A 25,208-nucleotide genomic window follows, 5' to 3' on the forward strand; every position below is an offset into this window, starting at 1 on the left:
CATGACACAAGAAGTACACGGTGATGACCGTCAAATTACCCTAGTTGATGACAAGGGCAACGAAGAATTATACGAAATTTTATTTACATTTCATTCGGATGACTATGACAAGTCCTATATCTTGCTTTATCCGGCAGCAGTTAGTGAAGGTGATGAAGTTGAGATTCTAGCCTTTAGCTACGACACCGATGAAGCAGGTGATGTGTCTAGCAGCGATCTGCACGAGATTGAAGCAGAGGAAGAATGGGACATGGTTCAAGGAGTACTTAATACTTTCTTGGATGATGACCAGTTAAGTGGTGAATAAAAAGAAGGACTGGCTTAGCCAGCCTTTTTTATTAATAGAGAAAATATTGAAGCATGAACAAAAAAATATTAGATACTTTAGAATTTGCCAAGATTACCGCTAAACTGCAGCAATTGGCAATAACTGTACCGGCAAAACAGCAGGCTGATCAGTTGCAGCCAAGTAGCGACTTTGACCAAGTAAGTCGGGACCTCAAGCAGACACTAACTAGTGCCAACTTGCTACGGATAAAGGGGCAGCTGCCATTAACTAATTTTGCCGATGTGGCACCAAGCACCAAAAGACTACGCATTAAGGCTGATCTAAATGCCAAAGAGCTGGGCAATGTGCTGCTTGTGCTGACTTTGGCCAGTGAGGTTAATGACTTTTTAAGCGATTTTGCGGAGGAAGAGCTGGACCTTTCCTCGATTGCCGATATTTTGACTGATTTAACGGTTCCAGTGGAGCTGCGGCAGGCGCTTAAAAAGTCGCTAGACTTTGACGGTGAGCTACTCGATACGGCGTCGAGTGACTTGACACGTTTGCGCCGCGACCTAAAGTACAATGATGAAGAAATCAAAAAACGCATGGATGATTATGTCAGGGGCAGTAGTAAATACCTATCTGAGCAAATCGTGACTATCCGTGATGAGCGCTATGTTATCCCAGTAAAGCAAGAATATCGGGGCAAGTTTGGTGGGGTCGTGCACGACCAAAGTGCCAGTGGACAGACGCTTTTCGTTGAACCTAGTGCAGTAGTCAACCTAAATAACCACCAACAAAACTTACTGGCAGAAGAGCGTAGAGAGATACAGCGTATTTTACACCAACTCTCAAACCAAGCGCGCGAGGAAGTTGATACTTTAGATATAATTGCAGCCGCTTTAGGAAAATTGGATTTTTTGCAGGCCAAAGCGCGCCTAGCAGAAACGATGAAGGCAACGGAACCTAAGTTGACGACTGATTTTTCGCTGCAGTTCATGCAGGCGCGGCATCCTTTATTAGCAGAAGATCAAGTTGTGGCCAATGATATTAGTTTGGGTAAAGACTTTGACACGATTCTGATTACAGGTCCCAATACTGGTGGTAAGACCATTACCCTTAAAACGGTCGGTCTGTTGCAATTGATGGTGCAGTCAGGTCTCTTTATTCCAGTAGCAGAAGGCAGTAAGGCGGGCGTTTTTAAAGAAATTTGTGCCGATATTGGTGATGAACAATCTATTGAGCAGTCACTGAGTACTTTTTCCTCTCATATTAACAGCATTATCGATATTATGAAAAAGGTTGATGATCAGACGCTAGTTTTGATTGATGAAATTGGTGCCGGGACTGATCCGGAAGAGGGAGCTAGTCTGGCCATCAGTATTCTTGACTTCTTACGGAAGAAGCGGGCCAAGATTATTGTGACAACGCACTATCCAGAATTAAAGTTATACGGCTACAATCGCACCAGGGCAACGAATGCCTCAATGGAATTTGACCTCAAGACATTGTCACCGACCTACCGCTTACAGATCGGGATTCCAGGGCACAGTAACGCTTTTGCAATTGCCCGTAGGCTAGGTATGCGAGAAGATGTGGTCAAGGGCGCTGAGGGCTTGATGTCGGATGAAAATGTTGACATCAATCAGATGATTGTGCAATTAACTAAGCAGACCAAGGCGGCAACTGACGCACGTAATCATTTACAAGCAAGTCTTGACCGTAGTCGCAACTTAGAGCAAAAATTAACGCAGGCGTTGGATTGGTATAACCAAAGAGTGCAAAAACAGTTGGAGTTTGCCCAAGAACGGGCCAATGAAGTAGTGGCTAAAAGTCGCAAAAAAGCAGAAAAAATCATTGCGCAACTTGAGCAGCAAAAAGGCAATGTTAAAGAAAATGAACTTATTGCTGCCAAAGGGGAGTTGAACCAGTTAGAGCGGCAAAATGAACACCTAGCCCATAACAAGGTTTTGCAGCGTGAAAAGCGACGTCACCACGTGCAAGTGGGCGATCAGGTTAAAGTATTGTCATACGGGCAGAATGGCAGTATTACTAAGAAGTTGTCTGACCATCAATATGAGGTTCAGATGGGCATTGTCAAGGTTAAGGTCAGCGATCGTGATGTCGAAAAGGTGGTCAACAAGGCCGTAAAGCAGTCAAAACCAGTGCGGGCAGTAAGCGCAAACCGGCGCAGTAGTGCCAAAAGCGAGCTCGACTTACGCGGTCAGCGGTATGAGGAGGCCATGACCAATCTTGATCGCTATCTTGACACTGTTTTGCTGGCTGGTCTTGATGTGGTTACGATTATCCATGGTATTGGCACAGGGGCGATTAGAACAGGAGTCTGGCAGTATTTAGCTGCCAACAGTCATGTCGCTAGTTATAATTATGCGCCAGCTAACGAGGGTGGCAATGGTGCAACCATTGTGCATTTGCGGTAGAAACTGCTCACTTGTAAAAAGTAAGTTTGCTTGTTATAATTAAAGTTATCAATAAAAGATTCTTATTTTTTTGCAGGAGGTATATTCATGGTTGAGGAACTTACAGATCAGAACTTTGAGAGTGAAACTAAAGATGGCGTCGTTTTAACCGATTTTTGGGCAACTTGGTGTGGTCCGTGCAAAATGCAGTCACCGGTTGTTGACCAGCTAGCTGAGGAACGTCAGGATGTTAAGTTCACTAAGATGGATGTTGATCAGAACAAGGAAATTCCTAGTTCGTTAGGTATTATGGCTATTCCAACTTTAGTCATCCAGAAAAATGGCGAAATCGTTGACCGTATTACTGGTTACACGCCCAAGCCTAAATTGGATCAGATTCTTAGTCAATATACTGATTAAACTAAAAAGCCCCCTGCAAGCAGGGGAGCTTTTTTTATTTAGTCTTTTCTTGTAGGAGATCACGAATCTCTTTCAAGTAGTCTGCGGAGGTTGGACCTGCCGGTTTTGCTGGTTTTTCGTTTTGTTTAGTAAGCTGGTTGACGGCCTTAACGAGTAAGAAGACAATCAGGGCAATAATTAAAAAGTTGATGACGGCATTGATGAATTCACCATATTTAAAGGTTGCACCGCCAATCTTGAGAACTAAGTTTGAGAGGTCGATACGGCCAATAAACAAGCCGAGCAGTGGATTGATCAGATTTTTGACCATCGAATTAACTATATTGGTAAAGGCGCCACCAATAATTACCCCGACTGCCAAATCGATCACATTACCCCGTTGAATAAATTTTTTGAATTCTTTTAGCATTTTACTTCCTCCATTCTTACTCTAATCATATTGCAAGAATGGCGTAAAATTCAATTAATATACTTAATCGATCGAAAATCAATCAAGCTGGGCCGTTATTCGGACTCTCTGCTTACGCTGGTCTACCTTGATCTCGCACTCGGTAATCCGGTTAGTTTCCGCCTGGAGCGCTGCAGCAATAATGCCCGCTTCAAGTGAGAACTCATTACAATTACTATTTAAGCGGTCCGCCACGTTTTGTCCACTTAGTTCAAAAACAAACTCAGCACGGTGTTCCTTAACTTGGGTTAATGTGCCAAATTCTGCTGTCGCAAAAAAGCTGGCGACATCTTCAAATGAAGCGAGAGCGTATTTTTGGGCCACGCGTTTACCCGCCCAATAGAGAATTTCATCATTGTCTTGGCCCAAAATGGTTGGTAATAAAAAGTCACGGTATAATTGATTGACAAAATACACGTGTTCATTTTGCTGGTTACTGTCTTGCATAAAGAATTCATCCCTTTTATTTTTCTTTATTTTACCGTAAAATTGATGGAAGGAAAAAGTTTTTAAGGAGATTTGGATGATGGATAATCGACCAATTGGTCTTCTTGATTCAGGTGTTGGCGGTTTAACCGTAGTTAAACAAGTTATTGCCCAAATGCCGCATGAATCAACCGTATTTGTCGGTGACAATGCCCATATTCCTTATGGTAACAAGTCAGAAAATGAAATCACCGACCTAACCGGGGAAAGTGTTAAATTTTTATTAAGTAAAAACGTCAAGTTAATTATTTTTGCCTGCAATACAGCTACTGCAGTAGCCTTGCCGAAAATTCAAAAACAGGTTACGTTGCCTCTTATTGGCGTCGTTCAGGCCGGTGCGCAAGCTGCACTAAAGGTAAGTCAGAATAAGCGGGTTGCGGTGGTGGCGACGCCAATGACGGTGAAAGAGCATGCTTACCGCCAAGAACTTACCAGGCGAGATCCTCAGGTCGAAGTGACCGAATTAGCGGCCCCCCAGTTGGTGCCGCTAATTGAAAAAAATGCAGACCAGGCTAGTATTGAGCGAGCGATCGCCGCAACACTATTACCGATTCAAGCTCAAGCGTTTGATACTCTAGTTTTGGGTTGTACGCATTATCCAATTGTCCAGGACAAATTTGTGAATTATGTGGGCCCAGGTGTACAAGTAGTTGATCCGGCTGCCCAAGTTGCTCAAACGGCTTATGAGCTAATGCAGCGCAAGCAGCTACTAAGTGGTAGACCGGGTCTAGGCCAGCATGAATATTATACGACCAAAGCCAGCCCCTTGGTTGACCAACTGGGGCGCCTGATTTTGCATGAGCCTGACTTTGCGGCCCAGCAGCGGTAAAAGGAGTAGCACGGTGGAAATTTTATTTGCGACAACGAACCCGGGCAAGGTTAGGGAAGTGACCCAGGCCTTCACCCGTGGTGGAATTAAGGCAAAAGTAAAAACCAATGCTGATTTGGTTAATCCGCCCTTAGTGGAGGAATATGGGCGCAGCTTTGAAGCTAACGCCAAGCTGAAAGCCCACGCTTTGGCCGATTTTAGTCAGATGCTGACGATTGCGGATGACTCTGGGCTAATGGTTGATGCGCTTGATGGGGCTCCCGGAGTGCGCTCTGCTCGATTTGCGGGTGAAGAGCACAATGACCGCAAGAACAATGCCAAATTGTTGGCCGAATTAGGTGGGGTGCCAGCCGAGCAGCGAACTGCCAGCTTCAATACGACGATGGTAGTTTCCATGCCAGGTGCGTTTGAGCGTGACTTGGTGGTGACCGGCCAGTGCCTAGGCCAGATTCTAGTTGCCCCACGCGGTGAGGATGGCTTTGGCTACGATCCTTTATTTTATGTTCCAGAAAAAGGTAAAACTTTTGCGCAAATGACATTGGCCGAAAAAAACAGTTTGTCTCACCGCGGCCGGGCAATTGCTAAGTTGATTGCCCTTTTGCCCGGATGGCTTGAACAGTTTAACTAAAAAGGGTTGAGCCCGGTGGGGCTCAACCCTTTTTATTGGGCTAGCGCGATCTGATTGTCCTGTAATATTTTAAGGTAAGCGGTCAAATATTGGTCTTGCACCTCTTGCTCACTACCGGGCTTTACCTGAAAATGAATCACATAAGTGACTGTCTGTGCAGTTTGCGAGGTAATGCCGACAATGTTGGGCGGTTGGACCAGCAAGCGACTATTGGTCATGCTGTGGTTAACTTGTTTAATTAACGTACGCACCTGCTTAAAGTCGGTATCAAGCTTGAGTTGCAGCGTAAGATCGACGCCCATTCCGCCGTGTGCCAAATTTTGCACAATCGAAATGTTACGGTTGGGAATGTAGATGATTGAACCATCTGATGCTTTTAGCCTGGTCGTTCTGAGTCCTAACTGGACCACAGTTCCAGTTTGATTGTTAATTTCAACAATGTCGCCAACATCAAACTGGTCTTCGCTCAGGATAAAGAAGCCATTGACCAGGTCACTAACGAAACCCTGGGCGCCCATTCCCAAAGCTAAAGAAAAAATCCCAGCACTAGCAAGGAGTGTTCCAACCGGAATGCCGAGAATCGACAAAACTGCAAACAAGTAAAAGAAAATCACGGTATATTCAAAAATACTATTAATCAGCGAAGTCACAGTTTCCGTGCGTTTGTTCTGGGGCCGCTTACTGCTTTGCAGATAATGGTTAATGATTTTTTTGCCAAAGTGGTCGATTAGGTAAAAGACAATACTTGAAATTACCAACTGCCACAAAATAGTTAGGGCTTGAGTACCTAACTGATCCCAGTTAAACTTTAAAGCTTGTTGGTTTAATTGAAATGTTTTTTTCATGAGGTCCACCTTTCACATATGCATATTAACTATAGCAAATTATCACATATAGATTGAGATTAACGTCTTTTCATGCTAGACTTTTTTTAGGTGTAAAATTGGAGGTAGAAGATGAAACTTACATATGGTGCAATAGCAGGACTAGTTGCCGCTGTTGCATTGTTGATTTTGGTGCTTTTCACAATTCCAGTGTTAGTTCGGGTTGCCAAGGCAACCAAAGAAGCAGACAAGGCAATTAAAGAAGCTAATGAATCAATTCAACAGATTTCAAAGGATGTTGATGAATTGCTTCACCAAAGCAGTGATTTGCTGGATAAAACCAACGTTTTAATGGCAGATGTTAATGTTAAGATGAAGAATTTAGACCCCGTTGTGCAGGCAGCGGCGGACTTAGGTGAGAGTGTTTCCGATGTTAACGCCTCTTCGCGCAAGATGGCCAAGCGGGTAAGCAACTTTCATGTAAAACGTAGTGGTGTAGTATCTTCAGTTTTAGCATCAATGTTTGCACGACGTAAACGTCGTAAGGGTGAAGATTAAGTAAAAGGAGTCAATCTCATGAAAAAGGTTACAAGTTTTTTATTAGGAACAATTGTCGGTAGTGCAGCAGGTTTTTTGGCTGGCTCACTCCTGGTTACTGATGACCAAGTCGATGATCTAAAGAAAAAAGTTAAGAGCAATGAAACTGTTCAGGACTTGAAGAAAAAATATGACAATGGTACTGAAGTTGTGAAGAACCAACTTGCTTCATTCCCTAAGAGTGTTGAAGATGATTCCGAATTGAAGGATTTTGATGATATTGTCATCGATAATTCTAAGGATGATGATTTGGGGCCAAAGGATCACGCGGAAAATTCAGTTGCTGATTTGCACCATGCTGAAGATGCGCATGACTTTAATGGTCCAATTGAGCGCTAAGCACCTGAAAATAAGACGATAATTAAAAAGCACTAACAGATTTTTTCTGCTAGTGCTTTTTTTGCTAAAGCCCCAATTAGTCCCGTAAGGGTAAAACTTTCAGCTCTTTCCCAGTGTGGGTGAATGGGTGGTAACCATCTTGGGCTACGACACCACAATCTTCAATCCTGACGCCAGCTACACCGGGAAGATAGATCCCTGGTTCAATTGAGAAGCACATGCCTTCCTCAATAATTAGGTCATTGCCCTGAACAATTGACGGATATTCATGCACCTCTTTACCAATACCATGGCCGAGGCGGTGGATAAAGTATTGACCGTAGCCAGCTTTAGTAATCACGTCACGGGCTACACTGTCAATTTCTGCCGCAGTCATGCCAGGCTTGACGGCATCAATTGCAGCTTGTTGGGCTTCACGATCAATTTCATAAATTTCTTTTTGCTTTGCTGTTGGTTCACCATATGCAACTGTGCGACTGGCATCTGAAGCGTAGCCGTTGTGCATGGTGCCAAGGTCAAATAAGACGAGCTGGTTAGGTTTAACCTGGTTCATAGTGGGGCCCAGATGTGGGTTAGCAGCGTTAGCACCGGTTTGAACAATTGTCTCAAAACTGACGTTCATAACGCCCTTTTGCACTTTTAGTTGATATTCAATTTGCCCAGCGATGTAGCGTTCACTAACTCCGGTTTTAATGGTGTCGAAACCAACCTGGAAAGCAAAGTCTGCTTCTTGTCCCGCTGCCTGTAACTCCTTGATTTCTTGCGGAGTCTTAAATAAGCGGATCTTGGCGATGAACCCTGAAACGTCACCGTCAAAGTTAGCATCTGGGAATTGCTTATGCAAAAACTGGTAGTGGGCTACGGAAAGATTGTTTTTTTCTAAGGCCCATTTTTGGTAGGCAGTAGTCTTACCCTTGATTTTGTCGGCAATAATAGCCCATGGATCTTCTGAATCAAGGTAGCCGTAGACATTACCGTTCCAGGCAGAATTCTTGGCCTCTTCAACATTCAATGCAGGTACAAAAACAAAGGGCTCTTGCTCCTTAAAGACAAGGAGACTGAAGATTCGTTCATGCGGCTCCATTTCGTAACCGGTGAAATAAGCAATGGTTGTAGGGTCAGAAATATAGGCTAGATCATTGCCAGTACTTTGCAGCCATTCTTGTAATTTAGTTAAGTTCATTTACTTTTCCTTTCTTTATTAGCTATTTAATTTAGTCAAGTATATCATGTTCTTTCTTTTAAAAAATGAAAGAATAGCTGTAAACGTTTGCACTTTTTTAAAAAGAATGATAAATTTTATACTAGTATTTTTAGATAGGGGAAACAGGGATGCGTAAACAAGATATTACGATTTATGATGTTGCTCGTGAGGCCAAGGTCTCAATGGCCACAGTTTCACGGGTTGTTAACGGCAATACTAATGTGCGGAAAGATACCCGCGATCGGGTAATGAAGGTGATTAACCGCCTGCATTATCAACCAAATGCAGTGGCGCAGGGGCTTGCCTCTAAACGAACGACTACCGTGGGGCTGATTGTGCCTGACCTGACCAATCTTTACTTTGCGGAATTATCCAAGGGGATTGATGATATTGCTTTGCTATATAAGTACAATATTATTATCACCAGCATTGAAAATCGCCTGATGCGCGAAGATCAGGCAATTCAGGGCTTGCTTAATAAACAGGTAGACGGGATGATCTATATGTCTGATAGTCTACCGGAAGAAGCGGTCCAGGCTTTTAAACGAAGCGATACACCGGTTGTCTTAGCCGGAACTAAGGATAACCACCAGGAGTTCCCCACTGTAGCCATCGACTACAAGAAGGCAGACACCGAGGCGTTGAACTTGCTTTATAATGATGGTAAGCAAAACTTGGCAATGGTTTTGGGAGATCCAGAAACTGTGGTTAACGCTGAGAATAGGATACCGACCTACAAAAAGTTCATGCAAGAACACAACTTGGGTGAAGGTCACATTTATAGCCATATTAAGGATCATTCTGATGGCTACAACTTATACACCCAGCTTGCCCAAGACGGTATTGATGGTGTAGTGGTGACAAGTGATATTACGGCAGTTGGTATTTTGAATTCTGCTATGGATGCTGGTAAAAAGGTTCCAGAAGATCTTGAAATCATTACAACTAGTGCTACGCAGATTGCTTCAGTTGTTCGTCCGGCATTGACAGCAATTCGTCAACCACTTTATGACATCGGCGCAGTCGCAATGCGGATGTTGACTAAGTTGATGAACAATGAGGAAATTACTGATATGCAAATTGAACTACCGTATGAGTTATTAAAGAAGCAGAGTACTTCAAATGAATAGGTAGTTAACGCTGATTAAAAAGCGGCTCACTTTAGTGAACCGCTTTTTTGCTGGTGATAGCAGTGGTAACCTTGAACAATTTGGCCCATGACCGCACTTGAGCTGCCTGAAGGGGCTGATAGGGAGTCAGTGCAACGTTAGTATAACGTTCCATGCGGGGCAGTAAGCGGTAAGTTTGCCAACTTGCCTGGTCAAAGAAGCCGTAAAACAGGATGTCGCTTGCCTTAACCCAACCAAGCGAAGTGTACAACCACATGCTCTGGGGACTACCGTTAAAGTTTTGAATTTTAAAGAGTGTATTAGCGGGCAACTTTTTGCTAGTCTTGAATTGATTTTCGGGATAGCGGTAGATTGCTACGCTTTTTTGCGGTTTAGCAATGATTTGTTTGTCCCGGTATGGCGCAATATCTTGCGGCTTTAAATCTAAGTTGACAAATTCAGCAGAAATAAAGGTTTGGTTAGCAATTTGGTAGTAAAGCTGGTTGTGAGCCCTAACGCCATACATCACGTCAAGTTTTTGTCCGGGATTAACAAATCTTTTCTGCTTAACCCGAACATAAGGATTCATTGTGGTTGCTGTGCGCCGTTTGCCAAAGTAGATGCCGCTGCGGTGAATGTCATACTTCTCGGTCCCCTCTTTGGCCAGCTTGTATTTAAAGCCGGTACTGGGAAAGTTAGTCACGACGCCGTCAATATTTTTATTAATTAACCAGTTCCATAAAGAAGGGGACTCATCCATCTCGGTCCAGACAAAGACCTCTTTACCGAGTAAATGTAGCCAGTGAATCAGCCAGGAATGGTTCAAAATCAGGTCAGATGAAACGTTGACCGCATTAACTTGGGGTAAGTTACTGAAGTTAATGCGCTTCAGGCTACCAACAATTAGAATTAAGTAAGCATCTGGCATGATGCGGCGGAAGTAAAATAGGCTGGCTGCTGAGAATGAGTGAATCCTAACGCGCTTTTCCATATGGTATTTGGCAATGGTTGCAGCTATTTGATCCTCAAGTTCGTAGGAGGGGTCAAGCGCGTGGTCAATTTTAGTTTCTAAAATAAACTTGGCTCGGGGATTATTTTGGTAGTGCTTGAAGAGTTGGTCCAAAGTCATTACATGTTCGCCGTTATCGTAGGTCAGTTGGCTGAGTGTCTGCCAGCTATTTTGTGATACAATTGCATGTGTATGAGTAACTCGAAACAAGTCATCATCATGCGAAACGACTAACACACCGTCTGAAGATAAGTGGAGGTCGAGTTCAACATAGTCCGCACCGGACTTAAAGGCAGAGTCATCGCTTTGAATCGTTTCTTCAGGATACTTGCTAGGATCACCGCGGTGGCCAACTACGGTAAAACCGCTACCGGTTAGAAAGATTATGCTAAAGAAAAGAGCCGTAAGTATTTGGCTTTGACGTTTCATGTGTACACCTCTATCGTTAATACAATAGCATGGTTGCATTTTTTTTGCTATATATCACAGTTTAATTTTATGCAGGGATAACTAATGAAACAACAATATGAAGAACTAGATTTAATTGAAGAAATCACCCGTAACGACGGTAGTAAGTACTTTGAAATTGCCAATATTGACCAAAACGGAATTGCTGAACTGGCAGTTGATCATCATTTGATCAAAAATGTCCGGATTTTGCAGTTAAATATTCCGCGTACCCGGGCTCTAATTACATATGAAAAATACATTAATCAAAGCTATGAATTAGCAACGCTGACTGCTGAATCTGACTGGCAAAATCCCACCTGGGTTGAATGGGCCAAGCCAAAAGGAAAAATTTTGGATGCCTACAATACGGTTTTAAAAGCAAATCAAATTGGCTAGAAAGTAATAAACAATGGAAAAAATTCGCATTTTGCACACAAATGATCTACATTCACACTTTGAACACTTTCTCAAAATAGGTCGTTACTTACATGAAGCTCAACAGGATCAGACGGTCGACGAGGTTTTAACGTTTGATGCAGGTGACTTCATGGATCGGTCGCATCCTTTAACTGATGCTACCTTTGGTCAGGCCAATATTAAATTGATGAATGCTTTTCATTACGATGCGATCACCATTGGGAACAATGAGGGTATCTCAAATTCACATGAGGTGGTTGAGCACCTGTTTGATCATGCCCAGTTTCCAGTTGTTTTAGCCAACTTGCGCGAAGAAGATGGTAGTATGCCGCATTGGGCGACTACTCAAAAAATCATTAAAACCAAAAAGGGTACCAGGATTGCTTTAATTGGACTAACTGCGGCCTATCCGCTATCATATCAGCCAAATCACTGGCAGGTTAAAATGCTCAAAGAAACAATGGACGAGGTCTTGCCGGAACTCGCAGGCCACTATGATGTCTTGATTTTATTGACCCATGTAGGTCTGAACATGGACTGCTTTTTAGCCCAGAATTATCCGCAAATTAATCTCATTGTTGGTGGCCACAGCCATGACCTGTTGAAGCAGGGCAAGCAGGTGAATGGTGTTTGGATTGTGCAGACGGGCAAGTGGGGCAACTATGTTGGTAATACTTACCTCCAACTTAATGATAACCATCAGGTGGAGCGAATTAGTCCCCACGTTGAGCCGACTAGTTTGATGAAAGCACAAACTGGCGATGAAGAAACTATTCTAGGTTTCCGTAAATGTGGTAAAGAAATTTTGACGCGGACAAAAGTGGCAAATTTGCCAGAAAAATATGAAGACAATTGCGAAGCAGCTATTCAGGTTTCGTTAGATGCGATTGCCGCTTTTGCTGGTACTGACTTGGCCATGCTTAGTTCCGGCTTGTTTTTGACACCATTTAAAAAAGGTGTTTTAACTAAGTATGACTTGCAACGAGCTTTGCCGCATTCAATGCACGTTGTTAGGTCAACTTTGCAGGGCAGTGACTTGTGGCGCCTGGTAATGGAAATCGAGAAGAACCGGCACTATTTGGATCATTTCCACTTGCAAGGGATGAGTTTTCGGGGCAAGATTTTTGGACAGATGTATTACCGCCAAATCAAGTTTGATCCAGTTAGTCGGGTGGTCTTTGTTAATGGAAAGGAAGTAGACCCGCAGCAGGAATATCAAATTGCAGTACTGGATCATTATGTTCTGGTACCTTTCTTTCCAACTCTGGCAATTGTGGGGAACAACAAGTTCTTATTCCCGCAATTTTTGCGGGAAGTAGTCGGAAATTATTTAGCCCAAAAATATCCCTATCAAGGAAGTGAAAATCATGACGGAAAACCATCAGCAAACTGACAGCCCTAATTCCGATAAAGAAAATAAGTTTGCTCAAAAGCAGCCTTTGCGGCATCCGCAAGCTAAAGTGGTGCTGGATGAGGCAACTTTAAAAATCAACCAGCAGGTATACCAGGTTTTGGTTAACAAACAGGATGCCCTGGACCTAGACAGCCTGCGGCAAAAATATGATCCCTACCTCAACCAGTATGACTTTTTAGTTGGCGATATTTCAAGTGAACATTTACGCTTAAAGGGCTTTTTTCAAGATAATGTACAGGCGGCAATTGATCGTAAGAAACAGACCATTGCGGACTACCTAATTGAGTATTGCAATCCCGGCAGCCCCTACTTTATTTTGCAACTGTTAAGTCCAGTCCACCATTATCGGTCTAGTAAACGCAAAAAAATTAGAACAGGTCAACCAAGTAAAAGGGCAAATAACAGCTTAAAAGCCGTTCGGCGAGTGCGTCCTACGCAAATAAAAAAGCAGCCGGGTAACCACCACAACTTTATTATCAGAAAAAGAAGGGACAGCAACTAAGTGAAGGACTATCGGTTATTTTTAGTCGATCTTGATGGAACAATATACCGGGGCAAGGAGACTATTGCAGCTGGGGTGCGTTTTGTTCACCGACTTGAACAAGCAGGCAAGGACTACTTGTTTTTGACCAATAACACAACGCGGACGCGCCAGATGGTTGTGGATAAGCTGGCCCTTCATGGTATTAAAACTGATCCAGACCATATATATACTCCTAATTTGGCAACAATTAGCTATCTTAAGGAACAGGCAAGGACTCGTGATGCAAGGATTGGTGTCTATCTGATTGGTCAGATTGGTCTGTGGCACGAATTTTTGCAATGGCCCGAATTTGTCATCGATGAGCAAAGTCCAGATTATGTGGTAGTTGGGATGGATACCGATCTGACCTACCACAAGATTCAGCTGGCTACGACCGCAATTAGAAATGGTGCTACCTTTATTGGCACCAATGCGGATTTGAATCTACCCACTGATGCTGGACTTCTTCCAGGGAATGGTGCTCAATGTGCAATGATTGCTGCTGCCAGTGGGCAAGAACCGCTTTTTATTGGGAAGCCGTCGTCAATCATCATCACTAAAGTGTTGGCTCAAAAGCATTGTCTGCAGCAGGATGCACTTATTGTAGGGGACAATTACCAAACCGATATAATGGCGGGCATTAATAGCCAGGTTGACCAACTCCTAGTAACAACGGGTGTTACCAGGGCGGCTGATCTCGTCGGGCAAATTCAACCAACAATGATAGTCGATAGTTTGGACGAAGTAGAATTATGAATCAAAAAAACCACCTTTTAACCATCATTTACCACTTTGTCTTTGCAGTTACCAGTAGCGTAGTGGGTGCACTAGTTGCTAGTTGGCCACTGCTATTAGTTTTTGTGATTGTCCAAAAAACCAATAAGACAGTTAATTTATCAATTGGTCAGGTGATGCACAACTATGACCAGTTATTATGGTATTTAATCTGGCCCTTTGATCGCCAGCTAAGGATGAGTAACTTTCGGACTTCACCGCTTGCAGCAGAGCACTTTGCCGCTGTAAAAAAGCTGTTTGTGTTGGCCATCATTGCTTTTATCTGTTGTCTAGCAATTCTCGTTTACTGCAAAAGAAAAAAGCGCCGGGCCCTTAAACTAAACAAAGTCTGGTCGCTCTTGTTTTTGTTGTTACCGGTAGTTGTCCTGCCGTTTGCCTTAACCAATTTTGACCAGTTCTTTGTGAATTTCCATCATTTGTTTTTTGCTGGTAGCAATACTTGGTTGTTTGATCCGCTGACTGATCCCGTGATTAATGTACTGACCGAAGGCTTTTTTGCATCATGTTTTGCAGTTGCTGGCATTATTTATGAACTGTATTTTGCTGAAAAATTATTACAACGCTAAAAAAGGAGCTCGCTAGTGGAGCTCCTTTTTTTGGGACCAGCGCTTTTTAAGCGCGATGGCCATAATCGGCAGAACAGAAATTAAGATGATGGCCAGGATAAGTATTGAGAAGTGGTCTTTGACAAAAGGGATGTTGCCGAAAAAGGCGCCGATAATCGTGAAGAGGCCACTCCAGATGATTCCTCCCACCACGTTGTAAAACGCAAATTTACCATAGTTCATCTTGCTACCGCCGGAAACGAAGGGGACAAAAGTTCGAATGAAGGGGATAAAGCGTCCGATGACAATTGTGATGGGGCCATGACGGTCGAAAAACTGTTCGGCCGCGTGGCGGTTTTTTTGATTGATTAACTTGTTGAACCAGGGATGTTTACTTCCAGATTGAACAGAGTAGGCCCCGATTTCATAGTTGCAGGCGTCGCCTAAGACTGCTGCCAGGATGACTGCTAAGTAGATCAGCCAAATGTTTAAGTTGTATTTAGGATTGACCGCCATCGAGCTAGCTGCAAAGATTAGCGAATCTCCCGGTAAAAAAGGGAAAATAACCAAACCTGTTTCAATAAAAATAATGCCAAAAATAATCAAGTAGGTCCAGCCACCAAACTGGTTGACTAGTTCAATCAAGTGATGATCAATGTGCAGAATAAAGTTGATGATTGCCATAAAGTTCTCCTAAATACTGGTTGAGTGAATAGTCAAAGTTTTTTCGGGAAATAAGGAGCGCATAATTGCAGTAACCGCAATTTGCGCTTCACCAAAGCCGAGGCCAATTACGGGAACGCGACCAGGATAAGTAACAGCGTCGCCAATGGCATAGATGCCCGGAACGCTGGTTTTCATCTCGCTAGTAACTGCAATTTGACTATTGCTGATATTAACGCCCCATTTTTTGACAAAGCTATTATTAGAGCGAAAACCGTACGCAACAATAATTTGGTCAAAGTGCTTGTGGATAAGTTCCGTACTGCCCACCAGCTTGAGCCCAACATCAAGTTGATTATTCCTGATTGCAATTGATTTAGGAAGGTAGGGAGTCAGAACTTCAACATTTTTTAAATTTTGTAGTCGTTGTGCACTCGATTCGAGTCCCCTAAACTCATTTCGGCGATGAATTAGTCCAACCTGGGTCCCCGTCTGCTCGGCAAGTTCGAGTGCCCAGTCAAGGGCGGAGTCACCGCCACCAAAAACGCCAATAGTCTGATTGGCAAATTCTTGCGGATTCTTAATAAAATAATGTATCCTTGCGGCTGCCCCGGTATCTAGCTGCAAGGGAAACTTCTTGGGCGCAAAAGAGCCAGTTCCCGTGGCAATAATAATACTTTTTACCCAAAATTCATCGTCAACAATGAAGCCGCTATCCTGCTTCTGAATGGAAGATACACGATGATCAAGAACAAAAGTGGTTTTATCCGTAGTCGCTGTTTTTAATTGTTCCACTAAGTGGGCACCGCTAATCTGGTCAAAAACAGGAATATCAAAGATTTTTTTAAAAGGATAAAGAAATTTAGGTTGTCCCCCGACCTCCTTTAATGAGTCAAAAGTAACTGTTTTGAGACCATGTAAGTGAGCAAAGTTAGCGCTAAAAAGACCAACTGGCCCAGCGCCGATAATTGCTACATCAAATTTTTTAATTTTAAAAACTCCCTTCTAAACGTTGATGTTAACAACTTTAGCATGAAAAAATGTCTTAGTCACTTTAATAATTTGCAAAAAAAGCTTGCAAAAGGGAAAAATAGTTGCTAGTATTAATAACTGTCGTCAGGGCAAGAAGCAGTATAGCGCAGAGCCAGGCGACGAACAAAAGCCCAACTAAAAGAGTTGACAAAGAGCAACCGGTTAGGTAAGATAAGAAAGCTGTTTTGCAAGAAACAGGGAAGTAGTACCTTGAAAACTGAACAATGTTTTCGCAAAGTGTGCGGGTTATAAAAACCCAAAACAAAAGAGCGAAGTCAATTTCGCAAGCAAATAAATCCAAGATTAACATCTTGGAAAACAAATGAGCAAACATCAAACCGAATGTAAAAATGAGAGTTTGATCCTGGCTCAGGACGAACGCTGGCGGCGTGCCTAATACATGCAAGTCGAGCGAGTGAAGCAGTAGAAGTCTTCGGACGGAAACAGTGGAACGAGCGGCGGATGGGTGAGTAATACGTGGGCAACCTGCCCTCTAGCTTGGGATACCACTTGGAAACAGGTGCTAATACCAAATAAGAAGTAAGAGCGCATGCTCAAGCTATAAAAGGCGGCGTAAGCTGTCACTAGAGGATGGGCCCACGGTGCATTAGCTAGTTGGTAAGGTAACGGCTTACCAAGGCGATGATGCATAGCCGAGTTGAGAGACTGAACGGCCACATTGGGACTGAGACACGGCCCAAACTCCTACGGGAGGCAGCAGTAGGGAATCTTCCACAATGGACGCAAGTCTGATGGAGCAACGCCGCGTGAGTGAAGAAGGTTTTCGGATCGTAAAGCTCTGTTGTTGGTGAAGAAGGACGTGAATAGTAACTGATTCATGTTTGACGGTAATCAACCAGAAAGTCACGGCTAACTACGTGCCAGCAGCCGCGGTAATACGTAGGTGGCAAGCGTTGTCCGGATTTATTGGGCGTAAAGCGAACGCAGGCGGGAAGACAAGTCAGCTGTGAAAGCCCTCGGCTTAACCGAGGAAAGTCAGCTGAAACTGTATTTCTTGAGTGCAGAAGAGGAGAGTGGAACTCCATGTGTAGCGGTGGAATGCGTAGATATATGGAAGAACACCAGTGGCGAAGGCGGCTCTCTGGTCTGTAACTGACGCTGAGGTTCGAAAGCATGGGTAGCGAACAGGATTAGATACCCTGGTAGTCCATGCCGTAAACGATGAGTGCTAAGTGTTGGGAGGTTTCCGCCTCTCAGTGCTGCAGCTAACGCATTAAGCACTCCGCCTGGGGAGTACGACCGCAAGGTTAAAACTCAAAGGAATTGACGGGGGCCCGCACAAGCGGTGGAGCATGTGGTTTAATTCGAAGCAACGCGAAGAACCTTACCAGGTCTTGACATCTCCTGCAAGTCTAAGAGATTAGATGTTCCCTTCGGGGACAGGAAGACAGGTGGTGCATGGCTGTCGTCAGCTCGTGTCGTGAGATGTTGGGTTAAGTCCCGCAACGAGCGCAACCCTTATTATTAGTTGCCAGCATTAAGTTGGGCACTCTAATGAGACTGCCGGTGACAAACCGGAGGAAGGTGGGGACGACGTCAAGTCATCATGCCCCTTATGACCTGGGCTACACACGTGCTACAATGGTTAGTACAACGAGGAGCAAGCCTGTGAAGGCAAGCGAATCTCTTAAAGCTAATCTCAGTTCGGATTGCACTCTGCAACTCGAGTGCATGAAGCTGGAATCGCTAGTAATCGCGGATCAGCATGCCGCGGTGAATACGTTCCCGGGCCTTGTACACACCGCCCGTCACACCATGAGAGTTTGTAATACCCAAAGCCGGTAGGATAACCTGCAAAGGAGTCAGCCGTCTAAGGTAGGACAGATGATTAGGGTGAAGTCGTAACAAGGTAGCCGTAGGAGAACCTGCGGCTGGATCACCTCCTTTCTAAGGAAGCAAATAGGTGGAGAGTAGGAATACTAAAAGAAGCCTAGGAGCAGGAAGCACACTTTGTAAACATTGTTTAGTTTTGAGGGTAGTACCTCAAAGAGTTAGTACATTGAAAACTGAATATAATCCAAGAAAAAACCGAGAAACAATCAAATCAAAAGAGAACAGATTGCACGAGCGACCGAGAAGAGTAAGATCTTAGAAGTAAGGTCAAGTAAAGAAGGGCGCACGGTGGATGCCTAGGCACAAGCAGGCGAAGAAGGACGTGACGAACCACGAAAGGCTTCGGGGAGCAGTAAGTAAGCGATGAACCGGAGATATCCGAATGGGGGAACCCAATGCATGAAGATGCATTACTAATAAGTGAATCAATAGCTTATTAGGGCGAGACGCAGTGAACTGAAACATCTAAGTAGCTGCAGGAAGAGAAAGAAAAATCGATTTCCCAAGTAGCGGCGAGCGAAACGGAAAGAGCCCAAACCAGATGATTTATCATGTGGGGTTGTAGGACTGCAAGCAGGTAGCGTAAGTGATAGCAGAATTACCTGGGAAGGTAAGCCAGAGAGGGTGAGAGCCCCGTAAGCGAAATTGCAAGCGCGCCGAGCAGGATCCTGAGTAGGTCGGAACACGAGAAATTCCGATTGAAGCAGCGAGGACCATCTCGCAAGGCTAAATACTAGCATGTGACCGATAGTGAACCAGTACCGTGAGGGAAAGGTGAAAAGAACCCCGGAAGGGGAGTGAAAGAGAACCTGAAACCGTGTGCCTACAAGTAGTCAGAGCCCGTTAAGGGGTAATGGCGTGCCTTTTGTAGAATGAACCGGCGAGTTACGTTAATTAGCGAGGTTAAGTCCAGAAAGGACGGAGCCGGAGCGAAAGCGAGTCTGAAGAGGGCGAGCGAGTTAGTTGATGTAGACCCGAAACCAAGTGACCTACCCATGACCAGGTTGAAGGTGCGGTAAAGCGCACTGGAGGACCGAACCCACGTAAGTTAAAAATTGCGGGGATGAGTTGTGGGTAGCGGTGAAATTCCAAACGAACTTGGAGATAGCTGGTTCTCTCCGAAATAGCTTTAGGGCTAGCCTGGTGCGAGGATGATCATGGAGGTAGAGCTCTGTTTGGACGAAGGGCCCATCAAGGGTTACTGAATTCAGATAAACTGCGAATTCCATGGATCAAAGCACTGGAGTCAGACTGCGAGTGATAAGATCCGTAGTCGAAAGGGAAACAGCCCAGATCACCAGTTAAGGTCCCAAAATCTATGCTAAGTGGAAAAGGATGTGGAGTTGCGTAGACAACTAGGATGTTGGCTCAGAAGCAGCCATCATTAAAAGAGTGCGTAATAGCTCACTAGTCGAGTGACTTTGCGCCGAAAATTTACCGGGGCTAAGCATAGTACCGAAACTGTGGATGTGTAGTAATACACGTGGTAGGAGAGCGTTCTAAGCGCGGAGAAGCTTAACCGAGAGGATAAGTGGAGCGCTTAGAAGTGAGAATGCCGGTATGAGTAGCGCAAGATAGGTGAGAATCCTATCCGCCGAAAGACTAAGGTTTCCTGGGGCAGGCTCGTCCGCCCAGGGTAAGTCGGGACCTAAGGCAAGGCCGAAAGGCGTAGTCGATGGACAACAGGTAGAAATTCCTGTACTGCGTTAGATCGTTAAAAACGAAGGAGGGACGCAGGAGGCAAAGAACGCATGGCGCTGGAAGCCCATGTTTAAACGATAAGTGTGGAGAAGAGTCAAATGCTTTTTTCCAGAAAGCACAAGTCGTGATGAGGAGCGAAATTAAAGTAGCGAAGGTTCTAGAGTCACACTGCCAAGAAAAGCTTCTAGTGAGAGCTAACGTACCCGTACCGCAAACCGACACAGGTAGTCGAGTGGAGAACACTAAGGTGAGCGAGAGAACTCTCGTTAAGGAACTCGGCAAAATAGCCCCGTAACTTCGGGAGAAGGGGTGCTGGTGTAAGAGCCAGCCGCAGTGAATAGGCCCAAACAACTGTTTATCAAAAACACAGGTCTCTGCAAAGTCGAAAGACGACGTATAGGGGCTGACACCTGCCCGGTGCTGGAAGGTTAAGGAGAGAGGTTAGCGCAAGCGAAGCTTTGAACTGAAGCCCCAGTAAACGGCGGCCGTAACTATAACGGTCCTAAGGTAGCGAAATTCCTTGTCGGGTAAGTTCCGACCTGCACGAAAGGTGTAATGATTTGGGCACTGTCTCAACGAGAGACTCGGTGAAATTATAATACCCGTGAAGATGCGGGTTACCCGCGACAGGACGGAAAGACCCCATGGAGCTTCACTGCAATTTGATATTGAGTAGCTGTTAAACATGTACAGGATAGGTAGGAGCCAGAGAAGATAGTACGCCAGTATTATCAGAGGCAATGTTGGGATACTACCCTTGTTTGATGGCTGCTCTAACCAGGGCCTCTAAGCGAGGCATGGGACAGTGTCAGATGGGCAGTTTGACTGGGGCGGTCGCCTCCTAAAGAGTAACGGAGGCGCCCAAAGGTTCCCTCAGAATGGTTGGAAATCATTCACAGAGTGTAAAGGTATAAGGGAGCTTGACTGCGAGAGCGACAACTCGAGCAGGGACGAAAGTCGGGCTTAGTGATCTGGTGGTACCGCATGGAAGGGCCATCACTCAACGGATAAAAGCTACCCTGGGGATAACAGGCTTATCTCCCCCAAGAGTTCACATCGACGGGGAGGTTTGGCACCTCGATGTCGGCTCGTCGCATCCTGGGGCTGAAGTAGGTCCCAAGGGTTGGGCTGTTCGCCCATTAAAGCGGCACGCGAGCTGGGTTCAGAACGTCGTGAGACAGTTCGGTCCCTATCCGTCGTGGGCGTTGGAAATTTGAGAGGAGCTGTCCTTAGTACGAGAGGACCGGGATGGACATACCGCTGGTGTACCAGTTGTTCTGCCAAGGGCATAGCTGGGTAGCTACGTATGGAAGGGATAAGCGCTGAAAGCATCTAAGTGCGAAACCCCCCTCAAGATGAGATTTCCCATACGAAAGTAGTAAGACACCTCAAAGACGATGAGGTAGATAGGCTAGGAGTGGAAGAGCCGTGAGGTTTGGAGCGGACTAGTACTAATCAGTCGAGGACTTGACCAAAGTGAGTGCAAGCTAAAGATTGCGGAAGGTAAATTTCGAAGGATTATATTTAGTTTTGAGTGTAAAAACTCAAAAAGAGAAAAGTACGGTGGCAAGAGCAAGAAGGAAACACCTGTAACCATGCCGAACACAGCAGTTAAGCTTCTTAACGCCGAGCGTAGTTGGTGGGAGACTGCCTGCGAGGGTAGGACGCTGCCGTGCTTTATGGAGGATTAGCTCAGCTGGGAGAGCATCTGCCTTACAAGCAGGAGGTCACAGGTTCGAGCCCTGTATCCTCCATACCGAGTCGTTAGCTCAGTCGGTAGAGCATCTGACTTTTAATCAGAGGGTCGACGGTTCAAGCCCGTCACGACTCATGGCCCCATTTTGCGGGTGTGGCGGAATTGGCAGACGCGCTAGATTTAGGTTCTAGTGTTTTCGGACGTGTGGGTTCAAGTCCCACCACCCGTATTCGCCAGTATTGTACCATATTTACATTATGCCGATTTAGCTCAGTTGGTAGAGCATCTGTCTTGTAAACAGGGGGTCGTACGTTCAAATCGTATAATCGGCATTTCATATTTATGCGGAAGTAGTTCAGTGGTAGAACATCACCTTGCCATGGTGGGGGTCGCGGGTTCGAATCCCGTCTTCCGCTTTCATTACTTGCCGGGGTGGCGGAATTGGCAGACGCACGGGACTTAAAATCCCGCGATTGGTTTCAATCGTACCGGTTCGACTCCGGTCCTCGGCACTTAATGATGCACCCTTAGCGCAACTGGATAGAGTGTCTGACTACGAATCAGAAGGTTGAAGGTTCAAATCCTTCAGGGTGCATTTGCGGGAAGTGGCTCAGTTTGGTAGAGCACCTGGTTTGGGACCAGGGGGTCGCAGGTTCGAATCCTGTCTTCCCGATTGTAATCTTGATTTTATCGGTTACATAATTTGTTGGCGGTGTAGCTCAGCTGGCTAGAGCGTCCGGTTCATACCCGGGAGGTCGAGGGTTCGATCCCCCCCGCCGCTATTTGCTAGAGCTTGGACCTTTAGCTCAGTTGGTTAGAGCAGACGGCTCATAACCGTCCTGTCGTAGGTTCGAGTCCTACAAGGTCCATAATAGATATGGAGTTTGTACTTTTACTTAATAATATCGCGGGATGGAGCAGTCTGGTAGCTCGTCGGGCTCATAACCCGAAGGCCGGTGGTTCAAATCCACCTCCCGCAATATGGTCCATTGGAGCAGTGGTTTATCTCGCCTCCCTGTCACGGAGGAGATCATCGGTTCAAATCCGATATGGACCGTAGGATGGCTCGGTAGCTCAGTCGGTAGAGCAAAGGATTGAAGCTCCTTGTGTCGGCGGTTCGATTCCGTCCCGCGCCATTATTTTAATATTACTTTTTGCGGGTATAGTTTAGTGGTAAAACGAAAGCCTTCCAAGCTTTAGTCGCGAGTCCGATTCTCGTTACCCGCTTTTGGGGCCTATAGCTCAGCTGGTTAGAGCGCACGCCTGATAAGCGTGAGGTCGATGGTTCAAGTCCATTTAGGCCCATTTATGGAGACTTACTCAAGTGGCTGAAGAGGCGCCCCTGCTAAGGGTGTAGATCGGGTTATTCCGGTGCGAGAGTTCAAATCTCTCAGTCTCCGTATTGAAATTCCTAACGTTTGACGTTAGGAATTTTTTTTACAGTAAAGTTGTAGGAACAGAAAGGGGAAGAGACAGAAGAATTGGCGAATAGTATTATAACTAATATAGAAATGATTGCTGCAATGTATGAAAACGGTCTTTTGGGCAATAAAAAATTGCCAGAAGATGCTAATCCCAATTTGCTTCCTTTTTCCGCAGAAAATGCTTTATACTTTACCTTGCCCACAGCACTTAATTATCAGAGAAATTCCTATAGCCTTTGGGAAAACGCAAAAAGACGTATGTTGACGATCAAACGAATTTTGTTTTTTCGCCAGAAAGTGTCTGTCAGGCTAGCTATCAGGAGGTTCAAGAGGCGCTGGTAAGGTATCGCCTCGCGGTTAAAAAAAACAAGCAGACAGATATTTGGTTGAGACTGTGTCAGACATTAGAGCAAGAATTTGGCGGAAGCGTGTTGACCTTTATTGAAAGCTTTGATAATGATGTGGTTAAAATCCGTCACTACATGCAGGTTGAAGTCAAGGGTTATTTTTCTTATCTTTCTGAAAAGAAATTATGTAACTACTGGTTGTTTTTATTGAACCAATATGTGAAGGTTAAGCTTAAAAACGTGAGTAAAATTGAGATAGCAGCTGATACTCATATCATTAAAGCAAGTAAAAAATTAGGCTTAATTAATAAGGAGCAGTTGACCAGTAGTCAGGTTCAAGATATTGTGATCAAGGCTTGGTCTGATTTGCTCAAAAACGTTGGAGATAACCCGATAGACTTTCAGACCCCAGTTTGGCTGTGGGCTAGAGATGGGTTTCCAACTATAGTTGCGGAAGGGTAGTTAGCGTGATTTTTAAGCCCTTATTTTGTAAGTTTTAGTTTTTTAAAGATAGAAAAGTGATTTTTTACGTAAAAGTCTTGCAAGCTGCTTGATAATCCTGTATTATAAGTAGCGTTGTGATTCAGCTAGTTAAGCGTAACTGGCTGATGAAAAGTTATTGACTTTCAATCACAAATTCGGTAAGATAATTAAGCGTCTGAATGACGTCAAGCCGATAATGTCGACCCGTTGGTCAAGTGGTTAAGACATCGCCCTTTCACGGCGGTAACATGGGTTCAAATCCCGTACGGGTCATTACCAGTTTTGGTATATTTACATTTTGGAGGATTACCCAAGTGGCTTAAGGGGACGGTTTTGAAAACCGTTAGACGGTTTTGCCGTGCGTGGGTTCAAATCCCACATCCTCCTTTAATAATATCGCGGGATGGAGCAGTCTGGTAGCTCGTCGGGCTCATAACCCGAAGGCCGGTGGTTCAAATCCACCTCCCGCAATATGGTCCATTGGAGCAGTGGTTTATCTCGCCTCCCTGTCACGGAGGAGATCATCGGTTCAAATCCGATATGGACCGTAGGATGGCTCGGTAGCTCAGTCGGTAGAGCAAAGGATTGAAGCTCCTTGTGTCGGCGGTTCGATTCCGTCCCGCGCCATCAGCCTGGAGGAGTAGCGAAGTGGCTAAACGCGGCGGTCTGTAAAACCGCTCTCTCTGAGTTCGGCGGTTCGAATCCACCCTCCTCCATAATAGGGATATAGTATAAAGGTAGTACATCGGTCTCCAAAACCGCTAGTGTGGGTTCAATTCCTACTATCCCTGTTTACCTCATGGCGGAATTGGTGAAGGGGTTAACACACCGGTTTGTGGATCCGGCATACATGGGTTCGAATCCCATATTCCGCCCTAGCATTGGGATATAGCCAAGTGGTAAGGCACTAGACTTTGACTCTATTATGCGCTGGTTCGAATCCAGCTATCCCAATCTATTAATAGAATATTCAATGGCGGTGTAGCCAAGTGGTAAGGCAGAGGTCTGCAAAACCTTAATCGTCGGTTCAAATCCGATCTCCGCCTTTAATGGTTCACTCATTGAACTATTGATTTAAAAAATATGGCGGTGTGGCGGAATTGGCAGACGCGCCAGACTCAAAATCTGGTGTCCGTTTAGGACGTATCGGTTCGACCCCGATCACCGCTATTGTCTAACAGCTCTCCAACGGGAGCTGTTTTTGTTTAGCAAATTCCGGCTTTTTCTTTTTAAAAATTGCACAAGTAAAGCGGAATCTTTATAATACCTTTAGATGGAGGTAG

Annotated in this window: 21 protein-coding genes, 27 tRNA genes and 3 rRNA genes; 44 read left to right on the forward strand and 7 right to left on the reverse strand. The window is 44.9% G+C overall.

Going from position 1 to position 25,208, the window contains the following annotated elements; genetic code table 11:
- The first annotated feature begins 1 nt into the window (after nucleotide 1).
- The 3 genes from R8389_RS01795 to trxA all read left to right on the forward strand — a co-directional run bounded on the left by R8389_RS01795 (nucleotide 2) and on the right by trxA (nucleotide 3,108).
- On the forward strand, nucleotides 2-307 hold the full coding sequence (locus tag R8389_RS01795; protein ID WP_317637802.1) for a DUF1292 domain-containing protein: 306 nt from the start codon (nucleotides 2-4) through the stop codon (nucleotides 305-307).
- A 53-nt stretch (nucleotides 308-360) separates the two neighbouring features.
- Complete coding sequence (locus R8389_RS01800) at nucleotides 361-2,709, forward strand: endonuclease MutS2 (RefSeq protein ID WP_317637803.1); 2,349 nt, start codon at nucleotides 361-363, stop codon at nucleotides 2,707-2,709.
- Nucleotides 2,710-2,796: 87 nt separating this feature from the next.
- Nucleotides 2,797-3,108: a thioredoxin gene (trxA, locus tag R8389_RS01805; protein WP_317637804.1), complete on the forward strand. Its 312-nt coding sequence runs from the start codon at nucleotides 2,797-2,799 to the stop codon at nucleotides 3,106-3,108.
- A 34-nt stretch (nucleotides 3,109-3,142) separates the two neighbouring features.
- On the opposite strand, the gene mscL is transcribed toward trxA, so the two are convergent.
- Together mscL and R8389_RS01815 are read right to left on the reverse strand one after the other, a co-directional pair.
- Nucleotides 3,143-3,517: a large-conductance mechanosensitive channel protein MscL gene (mscL, locus tag R8389_RS01810; RefSeq protein WP_317637805.1), complete on the reverse strand. Its 375-nt coding sequence runs from the start codon at nucleotides 3,515-3,517 to the stop codon at nucleotides 3,143-3,145.
- A gap of 78 nt (nucleotides 3,518-3,595) precedes the next feature.
- Complete coding sequence (locus R8389_RS01815) at nucleotides 3,596-4,003, reverse strand: YslB family protein (RefSeq protein ID WP_317637806.1); 408 nt, start codon at nucleotides 4,001-4,003, stop codon at nucleotides 3,596-3,598.
- 79 nt (nucleotides 4,004-4,082) lie between these two features.
- On the opposite strand from R8389_RS01815, the gene murI reads away from it, so the two are divergent.
- Both murI and R8389_RS01825 read left to right on the forward strand, forming a co-directional pair.
- Nucleotides 4,083-4,871 carry a glutamate racemase gene (gene murI, locus R8389_RS01820; RefSeq protein ID WP_425604665.1) on the forward strand — a complete coding sequence of 263 codons (789 nt, stop codon included), beginning with the start codon at nucleotides 4,083-4,085 and terminating at the stop codon, nucleotides 4,869-4,871.
- Nucleotides 4,840-5,499, forward strand: coding sequence for an XTP/dITP diphosphatase (locus R8389_RS01825; protein ID WP_317637808.1), 660 nt, complete (start codon nucleotides 4,840-4,842; stop codon nucleotides 5,497-5,499). Before murI ends, R8389_RS01825 begins: the two co-directional genes overlap by 32 nt.
- A 32-nt stretch (nucleotides 5,500-5,531) precedes the next feature.
- Here R8389_RS01825 and R8389_RS01830 read toward each other — a convergent pair whose 3' ends face one another.
- Nucleotides 5,532-6,344: a mechanosensitive ion channel family protein gene (locus R8389_RS01830; RefSeq protein WP_317637809.1), complete on the reverse strand. Its 813-nt coding sequence runs from the start codon at nucleotides 6,342-6,344 to the stop codon at nucleotides 5,532-5,534.
- 111 nt (nucleotides 6,345-6,455) lie between these two features.
- On the opposite strand from R8389_RS01830, the gene R8389_RS01835 reads away from it, so the two are divergent.
- Both R8389_RS01835 and R8389_RS01840 read left to right on the forward strand, forming a co-directional pair.
- On the forward strand, nucleotides 6,456-6,881 hold the full coding sequence (locus R8389_RS01835; RefSeq protein ID WP_317637810.1) for a DUF948 domain-containing protein: 426 nt from the start codon (nucleotides 6,456-6,458) through the stop codon (nucleotides 6,879-6,881).
- 18 nt (nucleotides 6,882-6,899) lie between these two features.
- Entirely contained in the window at nucleotides 6,900-7,259 is a 360-nt protein-coding gene (locus R8389_RS01840) for a DUF1269 domain-containing family protein (protein ID WP_317637811.1), read from the forward strand.
- 76 nt (nucleotides 7,260-7,335) lie between these two features.
- On the opposite strand, the gene R8389_RS01845 is transcribed toward R8389_RS01840, so the two are convergent.
- Nucleotides 7,336-8,442: an aminopeptidase P family protein gene (locus tag R8389_RS01845; protein WP_317637812.1), complete on the reverse strand. Its 1,107-nt coding sequence runs from the start codon at nucleotides 8,440-8,442 to the stop codon at nucleotides 7,336-7,338.
- A 149-nt stretch (nucleotides 8,443-8,591) separates the two neighbouring features.
- Between R8389_RS01845 and R8389_RS01850 the strand changes: the two genes are divergently transcribed.
- Entirely contained in the window at nucleotides 8,592-9,593 is a 1,002-nt protein-coding gene (locus tag R8389_RS01850) for a substrate-binding domain-containing protein (RefSeq protein ID WP_317637813.1), read from the forward strand.
- Nucleotides 9,594-9,624: 31 nt separating this feature from the next.
- On the opposite strand, the gene R8389_RS01855 is transcribed toward R8389_RS01850, so the two are convergent.
- Nucleotides 9,625-11,010, reverse strand: a complete 1,386-nt coding sequence (locus R8389_RS01855) for a glycerophosphodiester phosphodiesterase (RefSeq protein WP_317637814.1) — start codon at nucleotides 11,008-11,010, stop codon at nucleotides 9,625-9,627.
- An 84-nt stretch (nucleotides 11,011-11,094) separates the two neighbouring features.
- Here R8389_RS01855 and R8389_RS01860 point away from each other — a divergent pair, with 84 nt between their 5' ends.
- From R8389_RS01860 to R8389_RS01880, 5 genes are read left to right on the forward strand one after another with little or no spacing between them, the layout of a single operon-like run.
- Nucleotides 11,095-11,427: a hypothetical protein gene (locus R8389_RS01860; RefSeq protein ID WP_317637815.1), complete on the forward strand. Its 333-nt coding sequence runs from the start codon at nucleotides 11,095-11,097 to the stop codon at nucleotides 11,425-11,427.
- A gap of 13 nt (nucleotides 11,428-11,440) precedes the next feature.
- Nucleotides 11,441-12,841 (forward strand): bifunctional metallophosphatase/5'-nucleotidase, encoded by a 1,401-nt coding sequence (locus tag R8389_RS01865; protein ID WP_317637816.1) that lies wholly within the window; start codon nucleotides 11,441-11,443, stop codon nucleotides 12,839-12,841.
- Complete coding sequence (locus tag R8389_RS01870; protein ID WP_317637817.1) at nucleotides 12,816-13,364, forward strand: YutD family protein; 549 nt, start codon at nucleotides 12,816-12,818, stop codon at nucleotides 13,362-13,364. The genes R8389_RS01865 and R8389_RS01870 overlap by 26 nt, the downstream gene beginning before the upstream one ends.
- Nucleotides 13,365-14,141 carry a TIGR01457 family HAD-type hydrolase gene (locus R8389_RS01875; protein ID WP_317637818.1) on the forward strand — a complete coding sequence of 259 codons (777 nt, stop codon included), beginning with the start codon at nucleotides 13,365-13,367 and terminating at the stop codon, nucleotides 14,139-14,141.
- Nucleotides 14,138-14,746: a TIGR01906 family membrane protein gene (locus tag R8389_RS01880; RefSeq protein ID WP_317637819.1), complete on the forward strand. Its 609-nt coding sequence runs from the start codon at nucleotides 14,138-14,140 to the stop codon at nucleotides 14,744-14,746. Before R8389_RS01875 ends, R8389_RS01880 begins: the two co-directional genes overlap by 4 nt.
- Nucleotides 14,747-14,758: 12 nt before the next feature.
- Here R8389_RS01880 and R8389_RS01885 read toward each other — a convergent pair whose 3' ends face one another.
- Together R8389_RS01885 and R8389_RS01890 are read right to left on the reverse strand one after the other, a co-directional pair.
- On the reverse strand, nucleotides 14,759-15,409 hold the full coding sequence (locus R8389_RS01885) for a VTT domain-containing protein (RefSeq protein WP_317637820.1): 651 nt from the start codon (nucleotides 15,407-15,409) through the stop codon (nucleotides 14,759-14,761).
- Between the two features lie 9 nt (nucleotides 15,410-15,418).
- Nucleotides 15,419-16,357, reverse strand: a complete 939-nt coding sequence (locus R8389_RS01890; RefSeq protein WP_317638227.1) for an NAD(P)/FAD-dependent oxidoreductase — start codon at nucleotides 16,355-16,357, stop codon at nucleotides 15,419-15,421.
- A 409-nt stretch (nucleotides 16,358-16,766) separates the two neighbouring features.
- Between R8389_RS01890 and R8389_RS01895 the strand changes: the two genes are divergently transcribed.
- The 31 genes from R8389_RS01895 to R8389_RS02045 all read left to right on the forward strand — a co-directional run bounded on the left by R8389_RS01895 (nucleotide 16,767) and on the right by R8389_RS02045 (nucleotide 25,095).
- A 16S ribosomal RNA gene (locus tag R8389_RS01895) occupies nucleotides 16,767-18,328 on the forward strand.
- A 211-nt stretch (nucleotides 18,329-18,539) separates the two neighbouring features.
- Nucleotides 18,540-21,450 (forward strand): 23S ribosomal RNA (locus R8389_RS01900).
- Between the two features lie 84 nt (nucleotides 21,451-21,534).
- A 5S ribosomal RNA gene (gene rrf, locus R8389_RS01905) occupies nucleotides 21,535-21,651 on the forward strand.
- Together the 16S, 23S and 5S rRNA genes with 16 tRNA genes alongside form the textbook arrangement of a ribosomal RNA operon.
- 5 nt (nucleotides 21,652-21,656) lie before the next feature.
- A tRNA-Val gene (locus R8389_RS01910) sits at nucleotides 21,657-21,729 on the forward strand.
- Between the two features lie 4 nt (nucleotides 21,730-21,733).
- Nucleotides 21,734-21,806 (forward strand) — tRNA-Lys (locus tag R8389_RS01915).
- Between the two features lie 12 nt (nucleotides 21,807-21,818).
- Nucleotides 21,819-21,900: transfer RNA gene (locus tag R8389_RS01920), tRNA-Leu, on the forward strand.
- Between the two features lie 30 nt (nucleotides 21,901-21,930).
- Nucleotides 21,931-22,003, forward strand: a tRNA-Thr gene (locus tag R8389_RS01925).
- A 12-nt stretch (nucleotides 22,004-22,015) separates the two neighbouring features.
- Nucleotides 22,016-22,087, forward strand: a tRNA-Gly gene (locus R8389_RS01930).
- Between the two features lie 10 nt (nucleotides 22,088-22,097).
- Nucleotides 22,098-22,183: transfer RNA gene (locus R8389_RS01935), tRNA-Leu, on the forward strand.
- Nucleotides 22,184-22,192: 9 nt separating this feature from the next.
- A tRNA-Arg gene (locus R8389_RS01940) sits at nucleotides 22,193-22,266 on the forward strand.
- A gap of 4 nt (nucleotides 22,267-22,270) precedes the next feature.
- Nucleotides 22,271-22,344, forward strand: a tRNA-Pro gene (locus R8389_RS01945).
- A 35-nt stretch (nucleotides 22,345-22,379) separates the two neighbouring features.
- Nucleotides 22,380-22,453: transfer RNA gene (locus tag R8389_RS01950), tRNA-Met, on the forward strand.
- Between the two features lie 13 nt (nucleotides 22,454-22,466).
- A tRNA-Ile gene (locus R8389_RS01955) sits at nucleotides 22,467-22,540 on the forward strand.
- Nucleotides 22,541-22,577: 37 nt separating this feature from the next.
- Nucleotides 22,578-22,651: transfer RNA gene (locus tag R8389_RS01960), tRNA-Met, on the forward strand.
- A 3-nt stretch (nucleotides 22,652-22,654) separates the two neighbouring features.
- Nucleotides 22,655-22,728 (forward strand) — tRNA-Asp (locus R8389_RS01965).
- Between the two features lie 6 nt (nucleotides 22,729-22,734).
- Nucleotides 22,735-22,807, forward strand: a tRNA-Phe gene (locus tag R8389_RS01970).
- A 20-nt stretch (nucleotides 22,808-22,827) separates the two neighbouring features.
- Nucleotides 22,828-22,898 (forward strand) — tRNA-Gly (locus tag R8389_RS01975).
- A gap of 4 nt (nucleotides 22,899-22,902) precedes the next feature.
- A tRNA-Ile gene (locus tag R8389_RS01980) sits at nucleotides 22,903-22,976 on the forward strand.
- 5 nt (nucleotides 22,977-22,981) lie between these two features.
- Nucleotides 22,982-23,071 (forward strand) — tRNA-Ser (locus tag R8389_RS01985).
- Between the two features lie 260 nt (nucleotides 23,072-23,331).
- On the forward strand, nucleotides 23,332-23,904 hold the full coding sequence (locus R8389_RS01990; RefSeq protein WP_317637821.1) for a hypothetical protein: 573 nt from the start codon (nucleotides 23,332-23,334) through the stop codon (nucleotides 23,902-23,904).
- Between the two features lie 222 nt (nucleotides 23,905-24,126).
- Nucleotides 24,127-24,198: transfer RNA gene (locus tag R8389_RS01995), tRNA-Glu, on the forward strand.
- Between the two features lie 27 nt (nucleotides 24,199-24,225).
- Nucleotides 24,226-24,312, forward strand: a tRNA-Ser gene (locus R8389_RS02000).
- 10 nt (nucleotides 24,313-24,322) lie between these two features.
- Nucleotides 24,323-24,396 (forward strand) — tRNA-Met (locus R8389_RS02005).
- 3 nt (nucleotides 24,397-24,399) lie between these two features.
- Nucleotides 24,400-24,473: transfer RNA gene (locus R8389_RS02010), tRNA-Asp, on the forward strand.
- 6 nt (nucleotides 24,474-24,479) lie between these two features.
- Nucleotides 24,480-24,552 (forward strand) — tRNA-Phe (locus tag R8389_RS02015).
- A gap of 7 nt (nucleotides 24,553-24,559) precedes the next feature.
- Nucleotides 24,560-24,641: transfer RNA gene (locus R8389_RS02020), tRNA-Tyr, on the forward strand.
- A 4-nt stretch (nucleotides 24,642-24,645) separates the two neighbouring features.
- Nucleotides 24,646-24,716 (forward strand) — tRNA-Trp (locus tag R8389_RS02025).
- Nucleotides 24,717-24,727: 11 nt separating this feature from the next.
- Nucleotides 24,728-24,800, forward strand: a tRNA-His gene (locus R8389_RS02030).
- A 7-nt stretch (nucleotides 24,801-24,807) separates the two neighbouring features.
- A tRNA-Gln gene (locus tag R8389_RS02035) sits at nucleotides 24,808-24,879 on the forward strand.
- A 21-nt stretch (nucleotides 24,880-24,900) separates the two neighbouring features.
- Nucleotides 24,901-24,971 (forward strand) — tRNA-Cys (locus R8389_RS02040).
- 39 nt (nucleotides 24,972-25,010) lie between these two features.
- Nucleotides 25,011-25,095, forward strand: a tRNA-Leu gene (locus R8389_RS02045).
- Nucleotides 25,096-25,208 lie beyond the last annotated feature (113 nt).

The sequence above is a fragment of the Lactobacillus xylocopicola genome (assembly GCF_033096005.1).
GTDB lineage: Bacteria > Bacillota > Bacilli > Lactobacillales > Lactobacillaceae > Lactobacillus > Lactobacillus xylocopicola.